Origin of the sequence: Zhongshania sp., from assembly GCF_041584495.1 — a bacterium.
In the GTDB taxonomy this organism is placed as follows: Bacteria; Pseudomonadota; Gammaproteobacteria; order Pseudomonadales; family Spongiibacteraceae; genus Spongiibacter.
On record NZ_JBFHDY010000053.1, the window covers coordinates 1 to 24175 of the forward strand.

The following is a 24175-nucleotide window of genomic DNA, read 5'->3' on the forward strand; positions in this document are numbered from 1 at the left end:
CGAGCACATGACCAGTGATGTTAGAGCTTACATTAGGTATTACAACTTAGACCGGCTCCACTCATCGAACAATGATTTATCGCCGGTTCAGTATGAGAAATTAGCAAATTAATGTGTCCGGTTTTGTTGACCAGAACAATTATCGCCAATTTCACATATGCACTGAATCGCGTAAGTGATCGCCGCCATACCGGAGGCAACACATCCGTTGTGGGGTTCATAATACGGGTGTAAATATTGCCTGGCACTTTAAGATCAAACAAATCGGCGCCGTGCTGAGTGTCATCAAAGGTATACGAGGTTGTTTGGTAAATTGGCACTGCCGCAGCTTTTGTTGTTGCTTCCGACGTGTAACCTTGGTGTAGGGCGATTGATTCTAGCTTCATATTATAGCTCTAATAATAATGTTTAATAAAAACAGAAGAATAAAGCATAGAAACCCGTAAGTAACAAGAAATTGCAGCGATTATTTAAAGGCCCTAAGAACCATCAACATTGCCCTTATGAGCATCAATTTCCGACAAAATAAAACGCCATATCACTTCCGACCCAAACCCAGACAAATGTGAACCGTCAGGCATAAACAGGGATTTTCCACTGAGCGAATATTGGCATACGTCGTCTTTACAAACCGCGTCAAACGGGTCAATAAAATAGACATAGCCGTAATTTGAAGCAACCTCCTTCAATATAAAATTGACATCTCGACCGACAACATCAAAAACCGAATTATGATCGCAATTCAACGACAAATCTAAAAGCTGTTTAGTTCGCAGACATATCAATACACTATTATTTCTTGGTCTCGGTAACTCCCCCACTATAAATATATCTCTTCCCTTACCATATAAATTCAGCAAGTCGTTTAACTGAGATTGTAAATCCGTATAATAATCCCCAGTCAAAAAGCATTTATCGGACGTGCACTCCAACTTCTTCTTTCCATGTCGCACCCAAGATTGCGAAATAATAATATCTGATTTCTCTTCAATACCAATTTTGTAGTTGTTTTTGCAGGAATATCTCCAATCTGAATAGACACCATTTCTAACACTCATTGAAGACGGGAAAGACATACAATCCGCGTACCACGACTGCTTTACTCGTGACCCGTCTTGCAAGATACCTCGAACATAATGATTCGCATTACTATCGCCTATAAGCAAGTAATCATACGCGTCATCAGTATTCAATAACGACAAACCCTCATGAACAATGTAATCGTCCCCAGTACCACCCTGAATCAAAGAATTAGATTCCAGATCACTTCTATAAGCTACACCTTGCGTATAGAAAACATATACGCCTAAGCCGCCTATAAAAAGCACTCCTAGAATATATGCCGTCAACAGCTTATTTTTAGATACTGACTTAAATCGCCATTTTTCGATAAATTTAAAGCTAAGAAAGCCAATCACTACGGAGAGAAACAGGCCAAGCACCGTAAATTTATCAGAAATCCCATAATAGCTATATGCAACTGCAATTGGCCAATGCCAAAGATAAATTGAATACGACCACGCCCCCAATGCTTGAAAGATCACATTACCGGTTATAAAACTGTCACTTCTCTGCGACTGGATGACAAAAAAGGTACCCAAAACAGGAAGTATCGCCATATACCCCGGCCAAGAAACACTTTCTGAAATAAGGAAATAAGAGCCAACAACTAGCGTTATTCCTAAGCCCTCTAATAGCCGTCCTTGTGCTTTATCCAAAGACAAGGGATAAAGAAATGCAAGCGCGCCAATGAGCATCTCCCAAGCCCGACTAGGAAGAAGAAAATAGGACGCATCAGGCCACCTATTAGTGGAATAAACACTATAAATAAACCCGACAACGCAGGAGATTAATACGATATACTTCAAACTATTTAATGAAAAATATTTACTCAATAAAATTAAAGCAAGCGGATAAGCAAGATAAAACTGCCACTCAGTCGACAACGTCCACGTATGCAATAGAAAGTTATCGACCACATCAAAATAACCCTCTCTTAAACTGAAAACGATATTGCTCGAGAAGGAAATACTGCTCGCAACATCTCGCCCCAAGGTTTTAAAATCCCAAGTGGTCATATAAAAATAGCCTAACAGCAATAAAGCCAAACACAGGACAGCTAATGCAGGAATTATTCTATTTGCTCTAGAAAGGTAAAAATCTATTACAGAAAATCGCCCCTTCTCGATACCGTTAATTATTATCCCAGTCATTAGGTAGCCGGAAATCACAAAGAACACATCGACGCCCGCGAACCCACCTGACATCCATGATTCGTTAAAATGAAATAGCACTACCGCAACAACAGCAAATGCTCGCAAGCCATTAATATCTTTTCTAAATTCCAAAATAGAACGCCCTAAAATTATATAAATTTCAATTTTTATAAAAACCAATTAATATTTAACAGAAAATAGATACGGATATATTATTCAATTTCTAGAAAAACAAAATCTCACACGTTATACTAAATATTAATTACACACCACGATATCGAGTGAAGAAATAAATATCCCCAAATCCAAAAATTTCCGTAAAAAATAATACAGCTGCAAACATCTACCGTAAGTAAAAAATTCGGAAACACCAGATACCCTAGCAACTCCCCCAAACAGGAAAAAATGTGATCACCCACAACATAAATTTCCACAACAAATCGCAGAAAGATCTACAATATGCAATTTGCCTTCTCATCATATGGCTACCCCTTCCCTTAGGCAGCAACAGACCCTGGTCAGGAGGGATAGCCATAACACTAATTTCGGCGATAGCCCTCATCTGGACCATTCGCAAACGAAGACATTCGCTTGAAATATCTGCTCCTCTCAAAAATGCCAAACCAGCGGTAATATCACTAGTGCTAGTGCAGTTACTCGCCGCTGTACAATATCTAACAGGAATCAGCTTAGCACCTAGCGAATCGTTTAATTATCTACTCCTAGGCACCTCATATACCCTCTTGTTTATTCTGACACTTGACTTATTCGTCACTCGCCAGTCAATAAACTTACTATTAGCAACCGTAATATTTAACGGAACATTGCAGGCCTTCTACGGCTCAAGCATGACCCTTTCAAATTTAGAATGGTCCTTTTTCGAAGCAAAAGAGCACATGCACGGGCTTGCCACCGGAACATTTGTGAACCGCAATCACCTAGCCGGATACCTAGAAATTTCCGCCGCATGCTGTATTGGTCTATTACTAGCACTTCGCGACCAAAGGCCAATATCAATTCAATCAATTCTTAATTGGATCTCCGGTCCAAAACCATTCCTTCGCATCGCATTGGCAATTATGGTTATTGGACTCGTCATGACAAAATCTCGCATGGGTAATATCGCGTTTTTAAGCTCTATGATTATAACTGGTGGAATTTTAGCAGTGGCAAGCCCCAAGCTTCGACCAAAACTATTTGCCATTCTTAGCAGCCTACTGATAATCGACGTTTTCATTGTCGCCAAGTATTTTGGTTTAGAAGAATTAAAAATGCGCCTAATAAGCACACAGTTAAACGACAAAGTTGTGGCCGGCGAAGTACTAATAAGGCAAAACGTAAACCGAGACGAAGTATTTAATTACACTATTCCCCTGCTAAATAAATATGCATTCCACGGTAGCGGAGCTGGTAGCTTCGAAACCATATTTCCATCAGTTGCCGGCCGAGATATCAGTCATCATTTCACTCACGCACACAACGACTACATACAATTCGCCATAGAATATGGTTTTTTCGGTGGCGCATCGCTTATCTATTTTTACGTATTTACTTATTACCACGGAATCAACGCGCTTACTAAGCTAAATTCCGCCTATAGAAGTGGAGTAGGCTTCGCTTGCGTAATGGCAATGACCGCAATCGCTATACACTCATTAACAGATTTCAATTTACAAATTCCCGCGAACGCCGCAACAATAACCGTTATATCTGCACTTGGTCTTCTTGCCCGTTTTCACACCCGACCACACTAATATTCTGGATATCCCTGCTCTCACTCAAGTTTCTGCATTACCAAAAACGGGAGCAGCGCCACCGCCATCTTGGCGTCGAGCACTGATATCCCCTATTAAGAGATCAACAATGTCACCTTGCGGCTTGTAATCGGTAACACATCGAACTAATTGATCGCGTAGCTTCTTCACGTCCGCACTACGGAGTAAAATTTCCATTCGCCAAAGCTCGTCCTCAACTTCCTTCCAATTCAAATGTCGCTCACTAGCACTCATAATCATAGGATGCTCAGTACTAATGACTCCGTCACCAACCAATAGCTCCTCATACAGCTTTTCTCCAGGCCTTAAACCGGTAAAAACAACTTGAATACCATCTGAGTCAACACTTCTTTCAGATATTGAAAGACCTGAAAGTTTAATCATTTGCCGCGCAAGATCGTATATTCGCACTGGCTCGCCCATATTCAATACAAACACATCGCCGCTTTTGCCCATTGCACCAGCCTGAAGAACTAAACTAGCCGCCTCTGGGATAGTCATAAAATAACGTGTAACTTCAGGATGCGTGATCGTTACGGGACCACCGTTTTTTATTTGCTCTTTAAATAGCGGAACCACAGAACCCGAGGAACCGAGCACATTTCCAAATCGAACGATAGTGAAACGAGTGACAGAGCTTGAGGTAGCGCCGCGATCAGCGAGACCCTGCAGGACCATCTCCGCAAAACGTTTACTCGCTCCCATCACATTTGTGGGACGCACTGCTTTGTCTGTGGAAATCAGAACAAAGTTCTCAACACAACTATCAGAACTCGCCTTCGCCACGTTAAATGTGCCAAATACATTATTACGCAAACCGGAAACTACATTATGCTCAACCATCGGCACATGTTTGTATGCCGCCGCATGATACACCGTGTTCACAATATACGACCTCATAACCTGCATAAGGTGATCTCGTTCCTGAACACTTCCCAAAATCGCTACTATACGTACTCGCAAACTATTCTCTTCTACTTTAGCCACGAGTTCGCGCTCAATCGCGTATAAGTTGTATTCTGACAACTCAAATAAAACAAGCGCACGCGGGCCTTGACTCAATATTTGGCGGCAAAGTTCACTACCTATTGATCCACCGGCCCCGGTAACCATAACTACCTTATTTTTAATATTGGCACCGAGTAATGATTCATTTGGGGGAACTACTTCGCGCCCAAGCAAGTCTGTAATATCTATGTCTCGAATATCTTCAGTATTTACTTGCCCACCAGTAATTTCTGCAAGACTCGGAACCACTCTTACCCGCACCGGAAATTTGCTCAAACGATGCAAAAGGGATTTCCTTTGTTGTGGAGAGATTGCAGAAATCGCGAGTAATACATCGTCTACCCCACGCGTCTTGATTAAAGACGCTAGGTCATCAAAGGAATATACTCGCAAACCATTAAGCTGCCGCCCTTGTAATGTTTCATTATCATCAACAAATCCTATTGGATACATTCTGGCCTCATCTGCCAAAGCTCTCACCAACTGCACCCCGACGGAACCCGCACCATAGATAATAATATTTCGTGCATTTTTGCGTTTAGCACGATAGCCAAATGGCGAGAGTTCACGCAATACGAACTTCAAAATCAGACGAAATAATAAAACTATCGGAATGGCCAGAAACCACTGAACGAAAATTAAGGAACGCGGCAGACTTAGCTGCACAAGAACACAAATAGTTGCCCATATCAAAACCGAAACACTTATTGATTTAGCAATAACTATAACATCTTCTAAACAGAAGTATCTAACTAGAGAGCGATACACCCCAAAAGTAGCCAACGCCGAAACCCCAATTAGAGGGCCAAGTAAACACAATTGCCAAAATTTCTCTATCGGGTCTGCTGAATTACCTAAACGCACATAAAGCGCAAGCCAGGTCGCCACAAACAATGACAAGGCGTCGCCGGAAACCATCAGCAATACCTTCAACCAACCTGGGATCGACAGCAAAGTTCGCAAAAAAAATGCCGCAGCGTCCTTATTATTAGGATTATCCAATTTCATACCTCGACATCGAATTTTTTCTATTTACTCTTAACATTAATAATATATAACAGCTATGCAATCCGTTACTGAGCAAAAACACTTGTTCTTCAAGCGCAAATTTACTAACACACAAAATGAGAGGTAGCTCACGATACTCCGATAAGCACAAAAAGTTATTCTTACAAAATAGCGCTTCAAAATAATTAAAGCTCCACATAGACCTCGCTTCTATGCTGTCCATAAAGCATAATCACATAGCCACACAAGGACAGTAGACATAAATACAATTATTTTCGCGCCAATCTAGCAACTTTATCAATAACCTTACACGTACGACCAAGCTCCTCCGGAGTCAAGCTTGGATGTACCAAAAACATAACACTGGATTCACCTAATTGCTTTGCGTTAGGCAGCCGGCCATCCGGTGCTAAACCAGAATCAACAAAACATCGCTCCAAATAAACTTCCGAACATGATCCTGAAAAGCAAGGTATGCCGTGCATATTTACTTCGGCAATAAAGCGATCCCGAGTCCAACTTAGCCCCAAACTACTTTGATCAATAAACGCATAGCACTTATACCAACCATGCTTAATGTCATTAGGAATTTCCTGCTTTAAAAAAAGATCGGTAGCGTTGACCGCACCCAATATCGCAAGAGCATTTTCTTTTCGGTTCTCATGCCAAACCGGCATTCGTCTTAGCTGAATTCTTCCAATGACAGCTTGCATTTCTGTCATCCGCCAATTAGTACCAAACGACTCATGCAACCAACGAAATCCCGGCTCATGTTCACGTTCATAGACGGCACTCCAGCTTTTTCCGTGATCCTTATAACTCCACATACGAGACCAAAGATCATGATCATTAGTGGTTACCATGCCTCCTTCACCGCCGGTAGTCATGATTTTGTCCTGACAAAATGACCAGCACCCCACATGACCTATCGAACCAACTGAACGCCCTCGATACATAGCACCATGAGCTTGCGCGCAATCTTCAATCACCATTAAGCCATACTGTTCCGCCAATGCCATGATCGGATCCATGTCGCACGGCCAACCCGCCAAATGAACACAGATTATCGCTTTGCTACTTGCTGATATAAGCGGCGCAATTGTTTCTGCGGAAATATTCTGCGAACACAAATCAACATCAGCAAAAACCGGCTTCGCACCGCAATTCACAATTGAGGAAGCCGATGCTAGAAATGTTCGAGGCGAAACGATAACTTCATCACCAGGCCCCACCCCCAAGCCAATCAACGCAAGGTCTAACGCAACAGTGCCATTTGCTAAGGCCACTGCATATTCAACGCCACAAAAATTGGCAAATTCACGCTCGAATTCTCTACCTTCGTCCCCTGTCCAGTAATTAACATTATTTGATAAAAGCACTTTTGACACAGCCTCAGCCTCTTCAACAGTGAAGCTAGGCCAGCTAGAAGATCTAGATTGATTCATTTAGAGCCACTTATTACATTTCTACAAAGCATAACGTACATATGCCGCGAATATTAAGATGGAAAAGCTTCCAATTTTTTGAACTCCTTTGCAGGAGAACCCACATAGACCATATTTTTATCAGCATTCTTCGTCATAACACCACCCATCCCCAACATAGATCCGCGGGCCATAGTGAGTCCCTGGCGAATCGCAGAATTTGTTCCTAACTCGACACCATCTTCGAGCGTTACATTCCCTGAAATCGCCACTAAATGGGCTACTGTTACGAAAGATTCAATAACGACATCATGACCTGCTGCGACATTCATGTTCAATATCGTATGTTCACCGATCGAAAAATTGACAGTCAACGTACAATGCGCACAAATTAGCGATCCGGCACCCACGCTTACAGACGGCGACATAATGGCACTCGGGTGAACTAGAGTGGCAAACTCCGGATCACCAAAAGTTAGCATTTTGTCCACGATTAATTTTCTTGTTCTAGGATTTCCAACAGCAACAACAAACTCGCATGCAGAATAATTAACCCATTGCTCAACCCTACCTAAAACTTGGTATCCTTCATGAATTCCTGGTTCATAAGAATCATCCAGAAAGCCAGCAACATTTCGCCCACAACTTATTGCCAACCAATCAACCTCACGCCCAAAGCCCCCAAATCCAATTATAATTAGATCCTTCACAAACAAATTCTCCTAAAACTCATAAACTTCCGGTAAATTTCGACATCGTTGCTTCACCTTCGTGACTTACTCCCTCACGACGAACAACCTTTACTATTGTTAAGAATAGAATTTTTACGTCTAGCAAAAAGCTTTTGTGATCTACATAAAAAACGTCCAGATCGAGTTTTTCATTCCAAGACAGGGCATTGCGCCCGTTAACTTGCGCCCACCCCGTAATGCCGGGACGAACCTCATGTCTTCGCGCATGATATTGTGAGTAAAGTGGCAAATATTCCATTAACAACGGTCGCGGGCCCACTAAACTCATATCCCCTGCCAGAACGTTTAATAACTCTGGTAGTTCGTCCATACTAGATGCCCTCAACATTCGACCGAAGCGGGTCAGTCGGTATTCATCAGCAAGAAGAACACCTTCGCTATCTCGCAAATTGTTCATTGTCCTAAACTTCACCATTCTAAATGGCTTCCCGTGTCGTCCTGGCCTCGGTTGAATAAAAAAAACATTGCCTCCCAAGAATATTCGAATAGAAATAAACAATAATAAAAATACGGGCGACAAGGAAACCAGAAGCGCGGCTGCCAATAAAAAATCAAAAATTCGCTTAATCATAGTAAATCTCGGCAATGGGTATTAATCGAACGTTAAGCCCTTCGATAGCACTAAAAATCACCCTAAAACTTCGTCAACACTAGAAAAATCAAAATCATCTTTGTTTACAGCCGCATCGAGAACAATTTCTAGTTGATATGCTAGCCTATCTCTGTCAAACATTGCTTGTGCAAGCTGCAAGGAATTATTAGCCATTTCATATAAAGTGCGTTCATTTGATGTAATGTTTGCGATTTCTCTAGCAACCGCACCATCACTTTTCCCCCAAGCAACAACACCACATTTATTATCCGAAATGAGATCTCGATGCCAACCTCCATAATTAACAAATACAGGCTTACCGGCCGCCAGCCCATCAAAAAACTTATTTGCAGAATTCGCTCTCATCTCAGGAAGATCAACAAACAAACTACAGACCATTGTAGCGGCGCCATATAAGGTACTGACTTTGTACTTTGGAATTGAGTCTTCTAGGAAGAAATTATTGCCCATTACTCCAGCCCGCTCGGCGTAGCTTCGTATAAACGCTTTTTCACTACCATCGCCAACCACAAGCACCTTTACATTAGACCCAATACGTTTTAGCTCGCCTGCAATGTCGACAAGATAATGGACGCCATTTATCCGACCAAGAGTCCCGGCATAAACAAGCAGCGGACTATTGCCCAGCCAAGATCGTTCGGACCGGAATTTATCTACATCACTTTTTGGCGAATTGAAGAGCTGAAAATCACAGGCGTTAGGAATTACCGCAACATCCGCTTTAGACATACCGGCGACAATAACACCATCCCGCATTCCTGGAGATAGCGCTACTACCGCCCTAGAACATTTATAAGCTAATATTTCTAGTTTTCGTGCAAAAAATATTGACCATGGAGACCTTAAAGCCCCCATCGCAATCGGTAGCTCAGGCCACAGATCTCTAACCTCAAAGACCATAGGAATAGACTGCCACCTAGACGCAAAAATAGCTGGTATGCATATAGTAAGCGGCGTACTTGTTGCAAACACGATATCTGACGGCAAACTACGAGCCCGTAAAGCGCTTAATACAGCAAATCGAAAGAAAGCTAGAATTCGCTTGCTATACGACATTCCATTTGAATAGGGCACTGGCAGCCAGTGAATATGAATACCAGCTTCTTCAGTAACGAACCAATCGTTGCTTTCCATGGGCTCCCGCCAAGAACTTACAACATGAACCTCATGCCCACTTGCAACAAGGCGTCTCGCAAACTCATACGATCTTGTGCCACCGGTCATACATGGCGTATTAAAATACTGATGAAGATATAAAATTTTCACTAAATCACCGATTTTCAAAAAATATAGAAATTGCGTAATAATTTTTCATCTGATTTATTCAACCTAACACATTACTTATATAGAAAAACAAATGACATTTTCCATTTATCTTACGCCATAGAATTAGGCCATTAGTTCGCTGTTACAAAGTAATAGCTCTTGCCAATCTGGCTGCACGTCTTCTTCAAAATTTGATAACAATATTAAAAAGTGACATTCAAAAAATCACCTGAAATCGATACGATATGTTGTCACCACATATATCTATTGCATTACCACTAACATATAAATTTATGCTTATTTTTTAGAATTCAATATTGTCAAAAAATAATATTCTAGCCAAATTACTCAACTAGAAATTCTACAGCTCACCACCTTGCACCAACACGAATTAATAGCGCATACACATAATCCGCACCGACTTACTATATTCCACAGAATGACGATGTTTGATTTTAAAAATATTAATTAGCGTATTTTTCGGTTTGGAAAATCCTGCTCATACCCCTTACACACAACAGCCCAGGCAAAAGGAAAGCCAAGCAGATAGGCATGATCTTGCATGTTCCCCGAAACCATCGCCCCTATAAAAATGGGAAGTATAAGTACTAGCCCAGCCACAAAGAAAACGCCCGACGTTTTTATATACATAGATACTAAAGAATATTGCAAAATCACAATTATCAAGAAAAAGACACCGTGGTATACCAGCAATTCGAGGAAAAAATTATGTGGGTACAAAACACCATCAGCATAGTATGCATTGACGCTACCCAGCCCCAAAATCAAATCAAATCCATTTTCAGACGATATAAAATCATAGGCACGAGAAAGCAGCGAGAATCGTATTGCATCACCCTCAATAATACTTCGATAATCCACCGTTCTTCCGAGGCTTATTTGCAGTGTTGACCAGTTATAAAATAACAAAGCTGCAATAGACAATGACGCGACCACCAAGATCACATAATGCGACCTTTGCTCACTTCGAACATAGATAGCGGCCAATACAAATACGACCAAAGCATAAGTCATTAGCCCACCTCGTGATCCAGTGGATATAATCGGAACCAGTAGTAAAACAGCCGCTAAACCAGCTACCCATCCAGGAGTACGGACATGTACATTACTTGAGCGCGAAATAAGGCAAGACGCTGCCAGCATACTTAACGGCAGAGCGTAAACCCGATAAAGCACATTTGGCCCAAAAAAAATCCCTTGTCGCTGATTCCAAGTATAGAAACCTTCCAACAGAAAGATCACGCAGGAAGCAAGAACGACTACACCTAATGCGCCCGATTGTAAAACCCTAATCATCAGCGGCATTGCGTTAATAAATAGCACCGCTTGAAATAGAAACAAGTAGTACAACTCGTGACTAACTAGACCTCGTATGTACAAAGGCAAGCATAAAACGAACACACCTGCCTGCGCCAATAACTCTCCAACGGAAAGCGATGGCCCATTTAGAAACCTCCAGATTAAAATTGATAACCACACAATTACAAAGGAAGGGGTACTAGCTATAAGTAAATGATCACCTACAAAAAAAATCGAAAAAACCAAAAAGTAATCGATGACTGCCAGATGTCGATTTTCGTTGTCCTCGAGCATTAAACCTTATACACCTGAAAAATCATCACATTAGAAATATAAGCGAGAATTATAGAAACAATCAGTATAGCCACAACAACACCATATAAGCCCGCATTAGCGGATAGCGGCCACAATAATAGAGCTGACCCTATACAGCTTAGGATCGCGAGATTCATACCAAGTAAAGGCCTACTCATAACTTGGAAAAACGCGGTATTAGTCGCGACACGCATATTAAATAAATGGGCCAATAACAGTAAAGTTAGAATCCAACTGCTCGCAGCCAAACCGAAGGCATCGAGCACAGCCTGCCCAAATAAAAGGGACATAAAGGCAGACCCCAACATGACTATTGATAACAAATTTTCCATGTTTTTCTTTTGATTAAGAATTTCACTTTTTCCCGATTGACTACGACAACTAGCAAATACTGGAGTAATTACACGAACGGCCGAGGTCGACAGAAATCCCATAACATTTGACAAGCGGCGTGCAACACCGTAGACAGCATTCGCCTCCGCTGACGCGAACCCGCCCAAAAATATGACCGGAAGATTTGCGGTTACCATAGTCAGTATATTTTCAGCAAATATCACGCTCGAGCTACTTAATGTGTCGGTTATTTGACTACCACTAACCCTCACCAAATTTTTTAGTGAACCCTCAACAACAATAACGACAAGCATAAAAGCAAGAATTAAGCTGCTAGTCAGCGTTACCAGCAATACCACCAACTTGTCACCGTCCAAATCAATCAGGACCACATTTAAATAGATAATTAAGTGTACCACTGGGAACATCGAGTACTTTAATAATGATGACTTAATATGCTTCTGCCGCAACCAATCCAACGAACAGATCAAATCGATCAAGGACCAGAAATAGGCTGAAAGTACTACTAGCAACCATATTGATATATTTCCTTTCCCTATTTTCAGGTAATAAAGAAAAAATAGAATAAGACAAGAAGCTACTGCAACACACGTTGAATACGCAAGTCCAACCGTATAGACCGCTGAAATTTTCTCACCGCACTGACTGCCCTGGACAATAAAAATATCAAGACCAAACCTCATCAAACAGGAAAGCATTACTATAAATGAAAAATAATAGAAATATGCACCTAAACCATCAGCCGAGGCAATTTTCCCAGCGACATAGATCACCGCCATCGTAAATAGCGCGCCCAACACTTTAAACATTGCCGTCGCAAACGTATTTTTCAAAACCGCCAAAATAATTCACCGAACACTACTGCCACCCACTATTTTTCAAATAAAACGACTTAGAATTATTTAACTGTGGCGCATGGCAAATATGAGATTGCTAGCAGAGATATACCAGATGTCCACACCGCTACAACGGAACGTGGCAATTCAGCTGGGGCTAGCAGGGGCATTTGTATCACCACCACCGCCTTTAGTCTCATTACTACTCGGAGTGACCGCCGCAGGACCGCTAGACGTGCCACTATCCGCCTCTTGACGACGACCATCATCCGCTCCAGCATAAATTGCCTCGGCCTGCTTGGGAGCCGCATTAACAGCCGCTTGCTCAATTTGGTCCGCCATCTGGGGAACCACAAATACTGCAGCGGCGACAATAGCTCGCGCGTACGCAGGTGCGACAGCAACTGCTGCGGCAACAATATCGGCGGCTTGTAGCGGGGCAGCCTTCACCGCCGCTGCAACAATCATAGCCGCCATGGCGGGGTAAGCCTTTACTACCGACTCAGTTATCTGTACCGCATGTAAAGGAAATTCTGCGACCAAAGTGCCTACTATATTTGCTATGGTTTCGATGCCTACCTTATCTCTTGCCAAGATTACTGCGGCTGTCACTTTGCCCAACTGCTCTGGCTCGGCACTTAGAAATGAAAGATATTCTTCGTCCGACAATACAACCCCAGATTGACTTAGCGCCAATGCAGCAACTTCATCAGCATGGGCACTTAGGATAGCCGACGCGAATAATGCACCCACAACAGCTGAACAAATATTTATTTTTACCATTCCCGACCCCAAAGAGCATAAATTAAATTTTCGTAAACACAGATAAAACCAAAAAAATTTAACACCCGTTAATTTACCAATAAAAAATTTAACACCCGTTAATTTGCCAATAAAAAATTTAACACTCGTTAACTTTTCAATCAAAAATAGTGCTTGCAGAGTAGTCTATAGAATCTACTGCACAAATGCATTACACTGCGCAAAATTTCCAACCGTCGCTGAAATTAATCATTAGGAAATTAAAAATAATTATTTATGAATAAATTTATTTTACAACGGTATAAAAGTAAGGACATTAAATGAAGATCAGCGAGATTTATAGCGCCGTGATGCTCGCAACCCTCTGCTCGATCGCCAACGCTGAAATCAAGCTAGAGAACGGTGACAGCTTCTTATCTTTACTCACGATTGGTGCGCGGCACGACGACAACATTTCCCAAGACCCGGACTCTCAACCAAGAGATTCATCGGCAATCACTGTGGTTCAACCAGCATTCTTGTTTAAAGCAGAGAGTTCGAAGGTAAGATTAGATGGCGCATATAACTTAACGCATGAAGCCTACGAGTACGATTCCAAGGACGACCATACCGACCATACGCTGTTGCTAGACAGCCAATTCACCTTTAATTCTAGGAATAAGGCGACGCTGTCATTTGACTATACTAAAGAGCAAGGCATTAGAACCAGTATAAATCGGAGCACTCCTAATGAGGAAGTTGGAGACCGCTCACGCTTTATAGATTTATTTAGCAAGTACCAGCTTGGCGCAGACTCCGGCCGCGCTCAATTTGAAGCCAGCCTAGGCGCTAGCGAGCTTCGTTATTCGAACAATCTCAATACGCTGTCTCAAAACCGACTTAAAGAACGGGACATGATTAGCCGGGGCGGTACTTTTTATGTACGAGTAGCGCCAAAAACACGGCTTTTACTTGAGGTATTGCGTACTGATTTTGACTACAAAGCGGCAGAAAGTCAGCTAAATAACGATTCGACAAAATACTATGCGGGCCTCATTTGGGAGCTGACCGCCAAAACAACCGGTCACATTCGCTACGGCCAAGAAAATAAAATATTCGACAATTCAGGCATCGCAGACATCTCTGAACCGGCATGGGATATCAATATCACTTGGCAGCCTCGTAGCTATTCTCGCCTAAACATTGCCACCGGCAAAGGCGCCGCAGAAGGCAGTGCACGATCCGATGTAGTCAATACTACCAATACGTCGATCAGCTGGGTGCATGACTGGTCGTACAGACTGGAATCCACTCTCAGCTTTAGTCTTATAAATGAAGAGTATGAAGGTAAAACATTTAACGGAAGAGAAGATGACACTAGCACCGCTCTAGCAGCGTTAACCTATACATTGAATCGCAGCCTTGAAATTAATGCTAGTTATAGCCGTAAAAGCAGAGAATCAAACGCGGCGATAGAAGAGTTCGACAGCAATATTGTGGAGCTTAGCCTGACCTTTGCCATTTAATTGTATTGGGCAACCATTGACACTCGCTATCAAGCATTAAGAACCGGATTTTGACAGACACGATGCAACGACTTTTATTCTATTTCCTGATATCCCTATCATTGACCTTGTCTGCAGCCGTTTTAGCACTAGAAGCGAACCACAACAGCAGCAAAAGCCTAGATTCTATTTATAAGCTCGGCGCTGGTGACCTGCTCAGTGTACAGGTTTTTGGTGAACCCGATTTGAGTTTTTCAGAAATCCGTTTAACCGATGCCGGCACATTCTCATACCCCTTTCTAGGAGAGGTGCGCGCCAAGGGTTTAACAAGCGCCGACGTGGAACGCTCGATTAAATCCAGCTTACTCGGTGACTACTTAATAGATCCGAAGGTAACGGTACGTATACTTGAATATCGTTCCTTTTTTGTGAATGGGGAAGTTAAGAAGCCCGGAGGCTACCCATTTAAGCCCGGCCTCACGCTTCGCAAAGCCATTGCTATCGCTGGCGGCTTCACGGAGCGGGCGTCGCGTAGTAAGTTTTATATTATTCGCGACAATGACGAAATCAGAAAGCCCATTCGAAGCTCATTGGATTCAAACATTTACCCTGGCGATATCGTCACCGTTGACGAGAGCTTTTTTTAAAGTGACTTATGAATAAACAAATGAACAATCAAAAAAGCAACGTCAGCAACCAGCTCGATCTATCCCATATATGGAATGTGCTTAATCAAAGGAAGTGGAATATTACCTTTCTGGCCGTTGCAGTTACTATGTTAGCTACGCTAATAGTGCTGTCTGTGGAACCTGTTTTTAGAGCAACAACAACGCTGCTTATTGAGCCTACTAAGAACAAAATCGTTTCAGCAGAGGAACTATTTGGCTTAGATACCTCGCGAGGGGAATATTTATCTACGCAGTTCGCACTTTTAGAAAGTCGGGAATTATTAAGAACAGTAGCAGAAAAGCTAAATTTGGCTGAGCACCCTGAGTTTGCCACGCCTCCAAATACTAATTTTAACATTAAGGAATTGCTTGAATTCTTTAAACTCAACGAATATCTGCCCTTTCTTAAGCCTGGAGATCTAACTCAACCGACACTGCCTACGACAGATGAAGAAATCAATTTTTTGCTTAAAATCCTTGAGCAGCGGGTGACAGTATTGCCAATAGCAAAAACTCAGTTAGTTAAAATTAATGTCGACATGAACGACGCAACTGTCGCTGCGCGCGTCGCCGACAGCATCGCAAGAAACTATATTAGCGGGCAGCTCGATGCGCGACTCAGCATGCGCGAAACGGCAACCTCGTGGATGTCAGAACGGCTCATTGACCTGAAGAAGAAACTACAAGAATCTGAGAGTCGCTTGCAATTCTACCGTGAAAAAGAGAACTTGGTGGACATTGAAGGGATAACCACGTTGTCAGCAGACTCACTTAGCAGCATCAGTACTCGCCTTACCGACGCAAGAAAGGAACTTGCAAGCGCACAAAGTCAATTCCATCAAGTGAGCCAAATCAACCGTGATGACTTAGAAAGGCTTAGCTCAGTACCTGCCATATTAAGTAACCGTGTTGTGCAACAGTTTAAGTCCGAGCAGGCCAAAGCGATCTCAAAAGTCCAAGAGTTGTCGCGTCGCTACGGCCCCAAACACCCAACGATGATAAGCGCGCAATCAGAACTAAAATCAGCCAATGACAGCTTGCGCAGACAAGTCGCACAGGTTGTTGCCGGTATTAAGAAGAATTACCTATTAGCGAAAGCTAACGAGGAATCACTAAGTAACTCCTACAAAGAAAATAGAGATGAAATTAAATCCATCGCAAAGAAAGAGTTCACGCTGCGGGAATTGCAGCTCGAAGTAGATACAAATCGCTCATTATACAATACGTTTCTAGGTCGCCTTAAAGAGACCTCAGCCACTACTGATATGGAAACCGCCAATGCGCGCATCGTTGATCCAGCATCGGTACCTAGCGCCCCGATCAAGCCTAAAAAGGCGCTAATTGTCATGCTTTCCGCGTTACTTGCACTCTTGGGCGGTGCTGGGATAACACTACTGGCCGACACCCTTGGCAATTCCTTTTCGACTACAGAACAGCTCGAGGAGGCACTCAATCTTCCGGTTTTAGGTTTGGTGCCCTTTGTAAAGCGCAAGAAGAGAAAGACGCTTGCACAGTCCTTCATAAATACCCCAAAAGGCGCTTTTGCGGAGTCGATCAGGGGCTTGCGCACCAGCACCTTACTATCGGCTAACAGCGAGCGCCAGCAACTTATTTTTATTACCTCATCGGTTCCTGAAGAGGGAAAGAGCGTTGTCGCCAGCAATCTCGCCCTTGCACTAGGCCAACTCAAGCAAACGCTCTTAATTGACGCCGATCTACGGCAGCCCGTGCTTGCCAAATCTTACGATTTACCACTTGCTACTCCGGGCCTTGCTAATCTTCTTTCGGGAACCGCGACTTTAGATGAGTGCCTAATTGAAAAGAACGGCATAAACATAATCAGTGCAGGCGCGGCGCCACCAAACCCCCTTGATCTACTGTCGTCAACGCAGTTTGAGGAGCTAATCGCCACACTGCGCACGCGCTTTGACTATATCGTGGTAGATACGCCGCCAATACAGGCGGTGAGTGACGCATTAGTTCTCGCCAAAAATGCCGACATATTATTACAAGTAGTACGTAGCGAATCGACATCACGAAAAGTCGTCGAATCCAGTATTGGCCAAATGCTGCAAAGTAAACTGCGAGTATCTGGCATAATACTAAGCCAGGTTAACAACAAGAAGTTAAAGTATTACCGATACAGTAAATATCACACGTAGTTTAAACGCCATCACTGCTCACTTTCTGGTGTAAAGATGATCGATATTCACTGCCATATTCTTCCAGGGTTAGATGACGGCGCTCAAACGCTGAGAGAGTCCTTGGTCCTAGCAAACGCCGCAGTTGAAAACGGAATTACTCATACCGTATGCACACCGCACATTCATTATGGTCGCTACAATAATAATGCTGCGAGTATCTCCATAGTTTGTAATAATTTACATAACGCACTAATAGAGAACGGCATCAATTTGGCGATTAGCTGCGCTGCCGAAGTCAGATTCGATATAGAGATATTAAGCGCAATCGAACGCGATGATATCCCCTTTCTTGGCAAATGGCATGGCGAGAATATATTACTACTGGAATTTCCACACGGAGATATGCCTGTCGGCGCAACAGTGCTGACAAGAAAATTGCTCGATTATGGAATTAGGCCGATGATCGCTCATCCGGAAAGAAATAAAGGCTTACTTGAGCGGCCCGAATATCTGAGCCCTTTCATTGAGCAAGGTTGTCTGCTGCAATTGACCGCAGCATCAGTTACTGGAAATTTTGGCCCTAAGTCTGAAATGATGGCACTATCACTTATCGAAAAAGGCCAAGCAACAGTAGTCGCAACAGATGCTCACCACATAAAAAGGCGCCCCCCCCTACTCAAACAAGCCTACAATATAGTATGCGAACGCGTAGGCTATGATACAGCGCAGCAACTCATGGTTAATACCCCCTGGGAAATTGTGCAATCGCTTTTTCCTAACACATCCTAAACTCATGCCACGATCAACAAAGCTAAATTCTGCACTCTGGGTCTGCCTTACGCTGTTTTGCCTAGCAATGTTGCTACTAGGTCTGCGCATTTCAATTTCATCACTCTATTCTTTGCAGGCGAGCCGCTTCCTTGATGACTGGAGTAGTCGCAAAGAAGAGCCGCAGCAGCAGGCCTGGAATATTGCCCGTAGCGCAATTGACCGGGCGATTTATTGGCACCCCATTGCTAACCCAAATTTGCTTATTAAACGTGGTCGTATCTACGATTGGCGCTATTACAGAAAATCAATAGGGGACCCGATTGCGACGGAATCACGGTTACAGGCCTTAGCGGACTATCGTCGCGCCGCACAGCTTCAACCAGGCTGGCCCTATACGTGGGTTGATATCGCATTGGTTAAGGTGCGCCTAGGCGTCGTTGATCAAGAAACATTAGATTCGCTGGAAAACGCACTTTCAACCGGACCATGGCGACCTGATGTACTACTAAAAATGGTAGAAGCGGGGTTATTGGCCTGGGATATGCTCCCCCTTCGGGGCAAGACCATCGTTATTAAATCCATTGATCGAGGCTTGGCGAGCACCCTCGACACATCAACACAGGTGTCACGCAGCCTCAATCAGTTTGGCCGCCAGCGCACTATCTGTAATCGTAATAATACCTTTGTTAACCTTGCCGATTGGTGTGCTAGTCAATCTAAAGCCAAAGCTACTCCGCAAGTAAAGTAACGTAGAACCAGCGGCCGTCTTCTAGTCCCGCCTTATGCCATTTATAGCCGATTTTTTCTAAATCTGTATTTGACATCACTCTAGAATGACGCACATCAAGCACCCAGCCGTGAACATACAAGACGCAATGGTATTGCTCGGTTTCAGTCCAACATGTAAGTAAAAAGCTGCCATTTATACCTGCTTCGCCCAGCATCTCTCGACACAGTAAAGCATGCTCCTCACAATCACCACGCCAATCGTTACTCGCACTGGCCGGATTCCAATAGTCGCTTTCACCATAGATCGCAGAATCAGATTCATACTGAAAATTTTCATTTGCACGCCCGAGTACTGTATCCAAAGTCGGCTTTAATTTTTTAGGTGACGACGGCGCATCAACCAGAAACCCCATTTGGACTTGAAATGGAACAGGTGAGTTCGCACACCCTAACAGCAGCCCTGTAGATCCAGTGAATAAACAAGCTAGCATCCTTCTGCGCGAGACGAGAATAGTGCACTCCTAAACTAAGCAATTCTAAAAGAAAAATGATCGACGAGAACCCAAAATGAGCAATCGGACTAAAGCCGGTCGCAGTGGCAATTAAAGGTAAATGAATTAGTTTCCTTTTCAGCATTAGCCTAAGTTTTTCGCCAACCAGCCAAAAAGCACTGCCCTTGGTTTATGCGCCGTCAATTTTATCGAGCGGCACGATCCGCTTAGCCAATACCGCGGCGCTGTATCCTGACGGTGCGGGAGCCATCTTCTTGATCACATAGGTATTGAATGAACCGCTATTTGCACATGCAACGCCTGTTAGGCTTATTGTTGGTATTAATATTAGCCGTCTCAATATTTTGCTGGATATCGTTAAATCAAAGTTGATAGGCGCCACTTTTCACCCCCCATAGACTGGTGTGTCCAGCTAAAAGCACTTCCACACATATTGATGGAATTAGCTTAAGCAACTATCTAGGGTCTTATAATTAGGGGCATCCGCAGTTGAATTATTGCTAATACGTATATGCTAAGTTGGCTTATTTACGTTACTGCGCGATTAATGATCACTTGAATGATTCGCGCCGTTGCACGGCGCCATTTGGGGTAAGGGTCGGCTCGTATTAGAACCGACCCGCCAAAACCTGATGCGTCTTACGTCTTGTGGCCAGGTAAAATTCCCATGGCCTTACAAAGAATACTGAGCATCACGTGGTCGGCGCCACCACCGATTGAGGTAAGCCGGCGATCCTGGCCGGCACGGGCTACCGGGGTATCCCACATATAGCCCATGCCCTTTAAGCCACCAGCCACAGCAAACAAACGCTCTTCTTAAAATTGCAGCATTTGATAGATAGAGCCGTGCCCCTCTTCACGAATCAGATTTTTTGTGGCGCTCGTACATCGTCAAAGAAAACGTGAGCGGTATCTGACGACCGCATACCCAACTTATTCAGGCGTCCAGAAAATGGCTCGCCGGGGGTATTGGTGGGCACAATAATCAGCGACTTATTCAGGTGCCGTTTATCGTCACTGGTATTAGCAAGCACAAATTGGCAGCTTGGGTAGAGTTGGTAATCCACATTGTAGTACCGTTAATAAGGTAATCACCACCGTCCATTTTGGCCTTGGTTTTAATTGCCGCCACATTGAAACCGGCGTGGGGCTCTCTCACCGCAATAGAAAATACCGCATCACCGGCAATCGCGGAAACTAAAAATTCACAACGCAGTTCACCGCTGCCAAAGCGCGCCAAGACGGGTGTGGCAATATCGGTTTGCACACCAATGCCCATCGACACAGCGCCGCGGGCGATACCACCCAACACCTCGGAGAACACGATTTGGTAGCTGTAATCTATGCCCATACCGCCATACTCGACGGGCCGGAAAAATGCCCTCGGCCTCACTGATTTGTATAGGCGTTAATTCCTGTATCAATAAAGCGGACGATGGTTTCGCGTATGGTATTAGTTTCTTCGGTAAATTTTATGATGACTCCATATTATTTATATGTGCAGCGCTTAGCCGAATAAATTGGGTACATTCGCAAACGGATACGGTGTTGGCGAAAACAAAGACGTCTCTTTGCCAATGGCCTCAGCTTTTTGAAACGCGGTTCTCGCCGTCATACGATGAAAGTAATCTAGCACTTGCGGTTCGTAAAACTGCGACAGACCTAAACCATCACCAAGGTATAGGGCATAGGCCACGGCAATATCCGCCACTGTAAAGCGCTCAGCACAGAGAAACTCCCGCCCTGCCATATGGTTATTCAATCGTTTGAGGCGCGCTAAAAACCATCTGTAATAATCCTCTACCACTTGAGGCTGACGGCGTTCCGGCGGTTCTAATTGGGAATAGCGCAACACCAAGGTTTGCGGAAAGGTAAGCGTGGCATCGCTGTGAAACAGCCAATTAAGGTAGTCGCCGTATTCCGGGTGATCTACTTTTATGCCAAAGTCATAACGCTGGTAGCGCTCTACCAAATACAGCCCGATCGCCGAGGACTCCGTCATGTGGGTGTCGCCGTCGATAAAATACGGGACCGTGCCCAGGGCATTGACGTCGAGGTAGTCGCGCTGAAACATCCGCGGCGGGAACGGCAGCACTTCTAGCTCATGTTCAATACCCATTTCCTCTAGCGCCCACAGTGCGCGCAGGGACCGCGAGGTATAGCAATGCCATAATTTTGGCTTTGTTTTTCGGTTCAATATTGCTGCCATGGCTGGTGTCCTTAAAGCTTATATTGGCGCGCGGCAAGATCGCGCATAATTTCTTCGGAGCCGCCACCAATAGCGTTAACCCGCACTTCGCGATAAAAGCGCTCTACGCGATTGCCGCGCAAATAACTGGCGCCACCGAGTATCTGGCTCGCCTCCCGCGCGCAGTACTCCATGGTTTCGCTGGCTTGAACTTTGGCCATAGCTAAATCGCCTGGGTCGCAGCGGCCCTCGATGGCGGCCTGTGTGAGGTATTGTAAATAGGCTTGTGTGGCATTAATTTTTTGTTTCATGCTCGCGATCTTGTGGCGAATCACTTGGTGGTCGGCCAAACGTTTACCAAAGGTTTTACGCTGCTGCGCCCACTCTACGGCATCGTCTAAACAGGCGCGCGCAGCCGCTTCCATAGTCACCGCTAAACTTAAACGCTCTGGATTAAAATTGGTCATGATTACCCAAAAGCCCTGGCCCTCTTCGCCCAGTAAATTCTCCGCAGGTACTCGCACATTGTCAAAATAAATAGTGCCGGTATCGGCGCACCACCAACCCTGCTTTCGGTTTAACGGCGTTCTTGCCACTCCCGGCAAGTCGGTTGCAATTAATAACATCGACACACCTCGGCCACCCTCGCCACCAGTGCGCACTGCAGTCGACACCCAGTCGGCGCCCATCACCCCAGAAATGAAGGTTTTACTGCCATTAACAATATAATGGTCGCCGTCACGCACGGCCGTAGTGGTGATATTGGCCACATCCGAGCCACCAGATGGCTCAGTGATACCCAGCGATATACGCTTCTCACCAGCCAGAACCGGCGGTGCCACCATTTGTTTTAATGCCTCACTGCCGTAATTCATTACTGGCGGCAGACCAATACCGTGAATAAGCAGATTACTGATAAGCCCACCGGCCGAACCGGCGCGGGTAAACTCTTCATTGGTGATGTTAACGTGCCATTGGTCAATACCCTCTGAAATACCACCATAGGCTTCGGGGTAACCCAGTTGCAACACGCCAATCTCGGCGGCTTTCTTCCAGAGGCTGCCGGGTACTTTGCCCGCTTCTTCCCAGTCATCCAGAAATGGCACGACTTCCTTTTCTAACCATTTGCGCAGCTGAGTACGCCACTCTTCATGCTCGGGGCGTAAATAGGGGTTATACAGACGCGCGCTATCAAAATTTAATGACATTGTGCTCACTCATCGAAGCTTGGCATTTAAAACTACCAGCTAGTCTAGCGGCTCGGCAGAATTAGGCTTGGGCAAAGGTGCCAGCGGAGTCGGGAATTGGTGCCAATGACAGGCGCGGGGCTATTTATTGTTTGCGATAATCGCGTGGCGACTGGCCATGCCAGCTACGGAATGCGCCAGAGAAGGAACTCTGATCCATATAGCCCAACAAGAAGGCAATATCGGTAATGCTCAAGCGCTCATCACCGAGGTATTGAACCGCCAGCTCCGCACGTAATTCCTGCAAAACCTGTAAGAACTGCGTGCCCTGCTCCGCTAAACGGCGCTGCAGAGTGCGGCGGGAAATACGGAGGGCTTCTGCGACACGGTCTATGTTCATATCACCACTGGGCAGCAGACGCAGCAGCGTTTTACGTACCGCAAGGATAAAGTCATTATTGTTGCTATTGTCTTCGAACAAATAGCGAATTGGCTGGGCCAGGGCTTGAACCCAATTTGCATCCAATTTGATCAGGGCATAATCGAGACAAGCGCGGTCTAAATACACGCAGCTGGTAGGCTGATCAAAGCGTAAACCGTCACCAAACTGCTGTTTTAACAAATCCAGGTCGGCGGGCTCGGCATAGCTGAAATATGCAGCCCGTATTGGTATTGGCCGCACGCACACAGAATTCACAATCGCCGCCGCAACCGACAGGAATGAATCACTCAGGTAGCGCTGGGCGGCGCTCTCTGGCGCCAAAGGCTGCCAATCTAAACGAATAAATTCGCTCTCCCGGCGCACTTTAACCTCACCAATATCGCCCACTATTCGCAATACAC

20 protein-coding genes and 2 pseudogenes are annotated in these 24175 nt (G+C 44.4%); 7 read left to right on the plus strand and 15 right to left on the minus strand.

Going from position 1 to position 24175, the window contains the following annotated elements; genetic code table 11:
* Nucleotides 1–112, plus strand: a 112-nt coding sequence (locus ABYP33_RS10260; protein ID WP_373090799.1) for an IS3 family transposase, incomplete at its 5' end; no start/stop codon positions are given.
* 26 nt (nucleotides 113–138) lie between these two features.
* On the opposite strand, the pseudogene ABYP33_RS10265 reads toward ABYP33_RS10260, so the two are convergent.
* Nucleotides 139–386: pseudogene (locus ABYP33_RS10265) on the minus strand (PLP-dependent transferase); the annotation flags it as partial.
* Nucleotides 387–479: 93 nt separating this feature from the next.
* Nucleotides 480–2348 (minus strand): acyltransferase family protein, encoded by a 1869-nt coding sequence (locus ABYP33_RS10270; RefSeq protein ID WP_373090767.1) that lies wholly within the window; start codon nucleotides 2346–2348, stop codon nucleotides 480–482.
* A 275-nt stretch (nucleotides 2349–2623) separates the two neighbouring features.
* Here ABYP33_RS10270 and ABYP33_RS10275 point away from each other — a divergent pair, with 275 nt between their 5' ends.
* Complete coding sequence (locus tag ABYP33_RS10275; protein ID WP_373090769.1) at nucleotides 2624–3970, plus strand: O-antigen ligase family protein; 1347 nt, start codon at nucleotides 2624–2626, stop codon at nucleotides 3968–3970.
* 24 nt (nucleotides 3971–3994) lie between these two features.
* Here ABYP33_RS10275 and ABYP33_RS10280 read toward each other — a convergent pair whose 3' ends face one another.
* The 8 genes from ABYP33_RS10280 to ABYP33_RS10315 all read right to left on the minus strand — a co-directional run bounded on the left by ABYP33_RS10280 (nucleotide 3995) and on the right by ABYP33_RS10315 (nucleotide 13670).
* On the minus strand, nucleotides 3995–6007 hold the full coding sequence (locus ABYP33_RS10280) for a polysaccharide biosynthesis protein (protein ID WP_373090771.1): 2013 nt from the start codon (nucleotides 6005–6007) through the stop codon (nucleotides 3995–3997).
* Between the two features lie 269 nt (nucleotides 6008–6276).
* Entirely contained in the window at nucleotides 6277–7452 is a 1176-nt protein-coding gene (locus ABYP33_RS10285) for a DegT/DnrJ/EryC1/StrS family aminotransferase (protein ID WP_373090773.1), read from the minus strand.
* Between the two features lie 53 nt (nucleotides 7453–7505).
* Entirely contained in the window at nucleotides 7506–8141 is a 636-nt protein-coding gene (locus ABYP33_RS10290; protein WP_373090775.1) for an acetyltransferase, read from the minus strand.
* Nucleotides 8142–8160: 19 nt separating this feature from the next.
* Nucleotides 8161–8754, minus strand: a complete 594-nt coding sequence (locus ABYP33_RS10295; protein WP_373090777.1) for a sugar transferase — start codon at nucleotides 8752–8754, stop codon at nucleotides 8161–8163.
* A 57-nt stretch (nucleotides 8755–8811) separates the two neighbouring features.
* Nucleotides 8812–10020 carry a glycosyltransferase family 4 protein gene (locus ABYP33_RS10300; RefSeq protein WP_373090801.1) on the minus strand — a complete coding sequence of 403 codons (1209 nt, stop codon included), beginning with the start codon at nucleotides 10018–10020 and terminating at the stop codon, nucleotides 8812–8814.
* Between the two features lie 510 nt (nucleotides 10021–10530).
* Nucleotides 10531–11676, minus strand: a complete 1146-nt coding sequence (locus ABYP33_RS10305) for a hypothetical protein (RefSeq protein ID WP_373090779.1) — start codon at nucleotides 11674–11676, stop codon at nucleotides 10531–10533.
* Complete coding sequence (locus tag ABYP33_RS10310; protein ID WP_373090781.1) at nucleotides 11676–12893, minus strand: lipopolysaccharide biosynthesis protein; 1218 nt, start codon at nucleotides 12891–12893, stop codon at nucleotides 11676–11678. Before ABYP33_RS10310 ends, ABYP33_RS10305 begins: the two co-directional genes overlap by 1 nt.
* A gap of 141 nt (nucleotides 12894–13034) precedes the next feature.
* The gene (locus tag ABYP33_RS10315; protein WP_373090783.1) at nucleotides 13035–13670 is read right to left on the minus strand and encodes a hypothetical protein; all 636 of its coding nucleotides are present in this window, start codon (nucleotides 13668–13670) and stop codon (nucleotides 13035–13037) included.
* Between the two features lie 299 nt (nucleotides 13671–13969).
* Here ABYP33_RS10315 and ABYP33_RS10320 point away from each other — a divergent pair, with 299 nt between their 5' ends.
* From ABYP33_RS10320 to ABYP33_RS10340, 5 genes are all read left to right on the plus strand, one after another.
* Nucleotides 13970–15154, plus strand: a complete 1185-nt coding sequence (locus tag ABYP33_RS10320; RefSeq protein WP_373090785.1) for an outer membrane beta-barrel protein — start codon at nucleotides 13970–13972, stop codon at nucleotides 15152–15154.
* Between the two features lie 62 nt (nucleotides 15155–15216).
* Nucleotides 15217–15780, plus strand: a complete 564-nt coding sequence (locus tag ABYP33_RS10325; RefSeq protein WP_373090787.1) for a polysaccharide biosynthesis/export family protein — start codon at nucleotides 15217–15219, stop codon at nucleotides 15778–15780.
* 20 nt (nucleotides 15781–15800) lie between these two features.
* Entirely contained in the window at nucleotides 15801–17963 is a 2163-nt protein-coding gene (locus tag ABYP33_RS10330) for a GumC family protein (RefSeq protein ID WP_373090789.1), read from the plus strand.
* 36 nt (nucleotides 17964–17999) lie between these two features.
* A complete protein-coding gene (locus tag ABYP33_RS10335; protein WP_373090791.1) occupies nucleotides 18000–18734 on the plus strand; it encodes a tyrosine-protein phosphatase in 735 nt (244 codons plus the stop codon).
* A 67-nt stretch (nucleotides 18735–18801) separates the two neighbouring features.
* Complete coding sequence (locus tag ABYP33_RS10340) at nucleotides 18802–19464, plus strand: hypothetical protein (RefSeq protein ID WP_373090793.1); 663 nt, start codon at nucleotides 18802–18804, stop codon at nucleotides 19462–19464.
* Here the strand turns inward: ABYP33_RS10340 and ABYP33_RS10345 are convergent.
* From ABYP33_RS10345 to ABYP33_RS10365, 5 genes and pseudogenes are all read right to left on the minus strand, one after another.
* Nucleotides 19445–19858 carry a transglutaminase-like cysteine peptidase gene (locus tag ABYP33_RS10345; RefSeq protein WP_373090795.1) on the minus strand — a complete coding sequence of 138 codons (414 nt, stop codon included), beginning with the start codon at nucleotides 19856–19858 and terminating at the stop codon, nucleotides 19445–19447. The two genes, ABYP33_RS10340 and ABYP33_RS10345, sit on opposite strands and share 20 nt — an antisense overlap.
* A gap of 738 nt (nucleotides 19859–20596) precedes the next feature.
* Nucleotides 20597–21329, minus strand: a pseudogene (locus tag ABYP33_RS10350) (acyl-CoA dehydrogenase); the annotation flags it as partial.
* 135 nt (nucleotides 21330–21464) lie between these two features.
* Nucleotides 21465–22166, minus strand: a complete 702-nt coding sequence (locus tag ABYP33_RS10355; protein ID WP_373090796.1) for a glutathione S-transferase family protein — start codon at nucleotides 22164–22166, stop codon at nucleotides 21465–21467.
* 11 nt (nucleotides 22167–22177) lie between these two features.
* The gene (locus tag ABYP33_RS10360) at nucleotides 22178–23353 is read right to left on the minus strand and encodes an acyl-CoA dehydrogenase family protein (protein ID WP_373090797.1); all 1176 of its coding nucleotides are present in this window, start codon (nucleotides 23351–23353) and stop codon (nucleotides 22178–22180) included.
* 124 nt (nucleotides 23354–23477) lie between these two features.
* On the minus strand, nucleotides 23478–24175 hold a 698-nt coding region (locus tag ABYP33_RS10365), incomplete at its 5' end, for a helix-turn-helix domain-containing protein (RefSeq protein WP_373090798.1).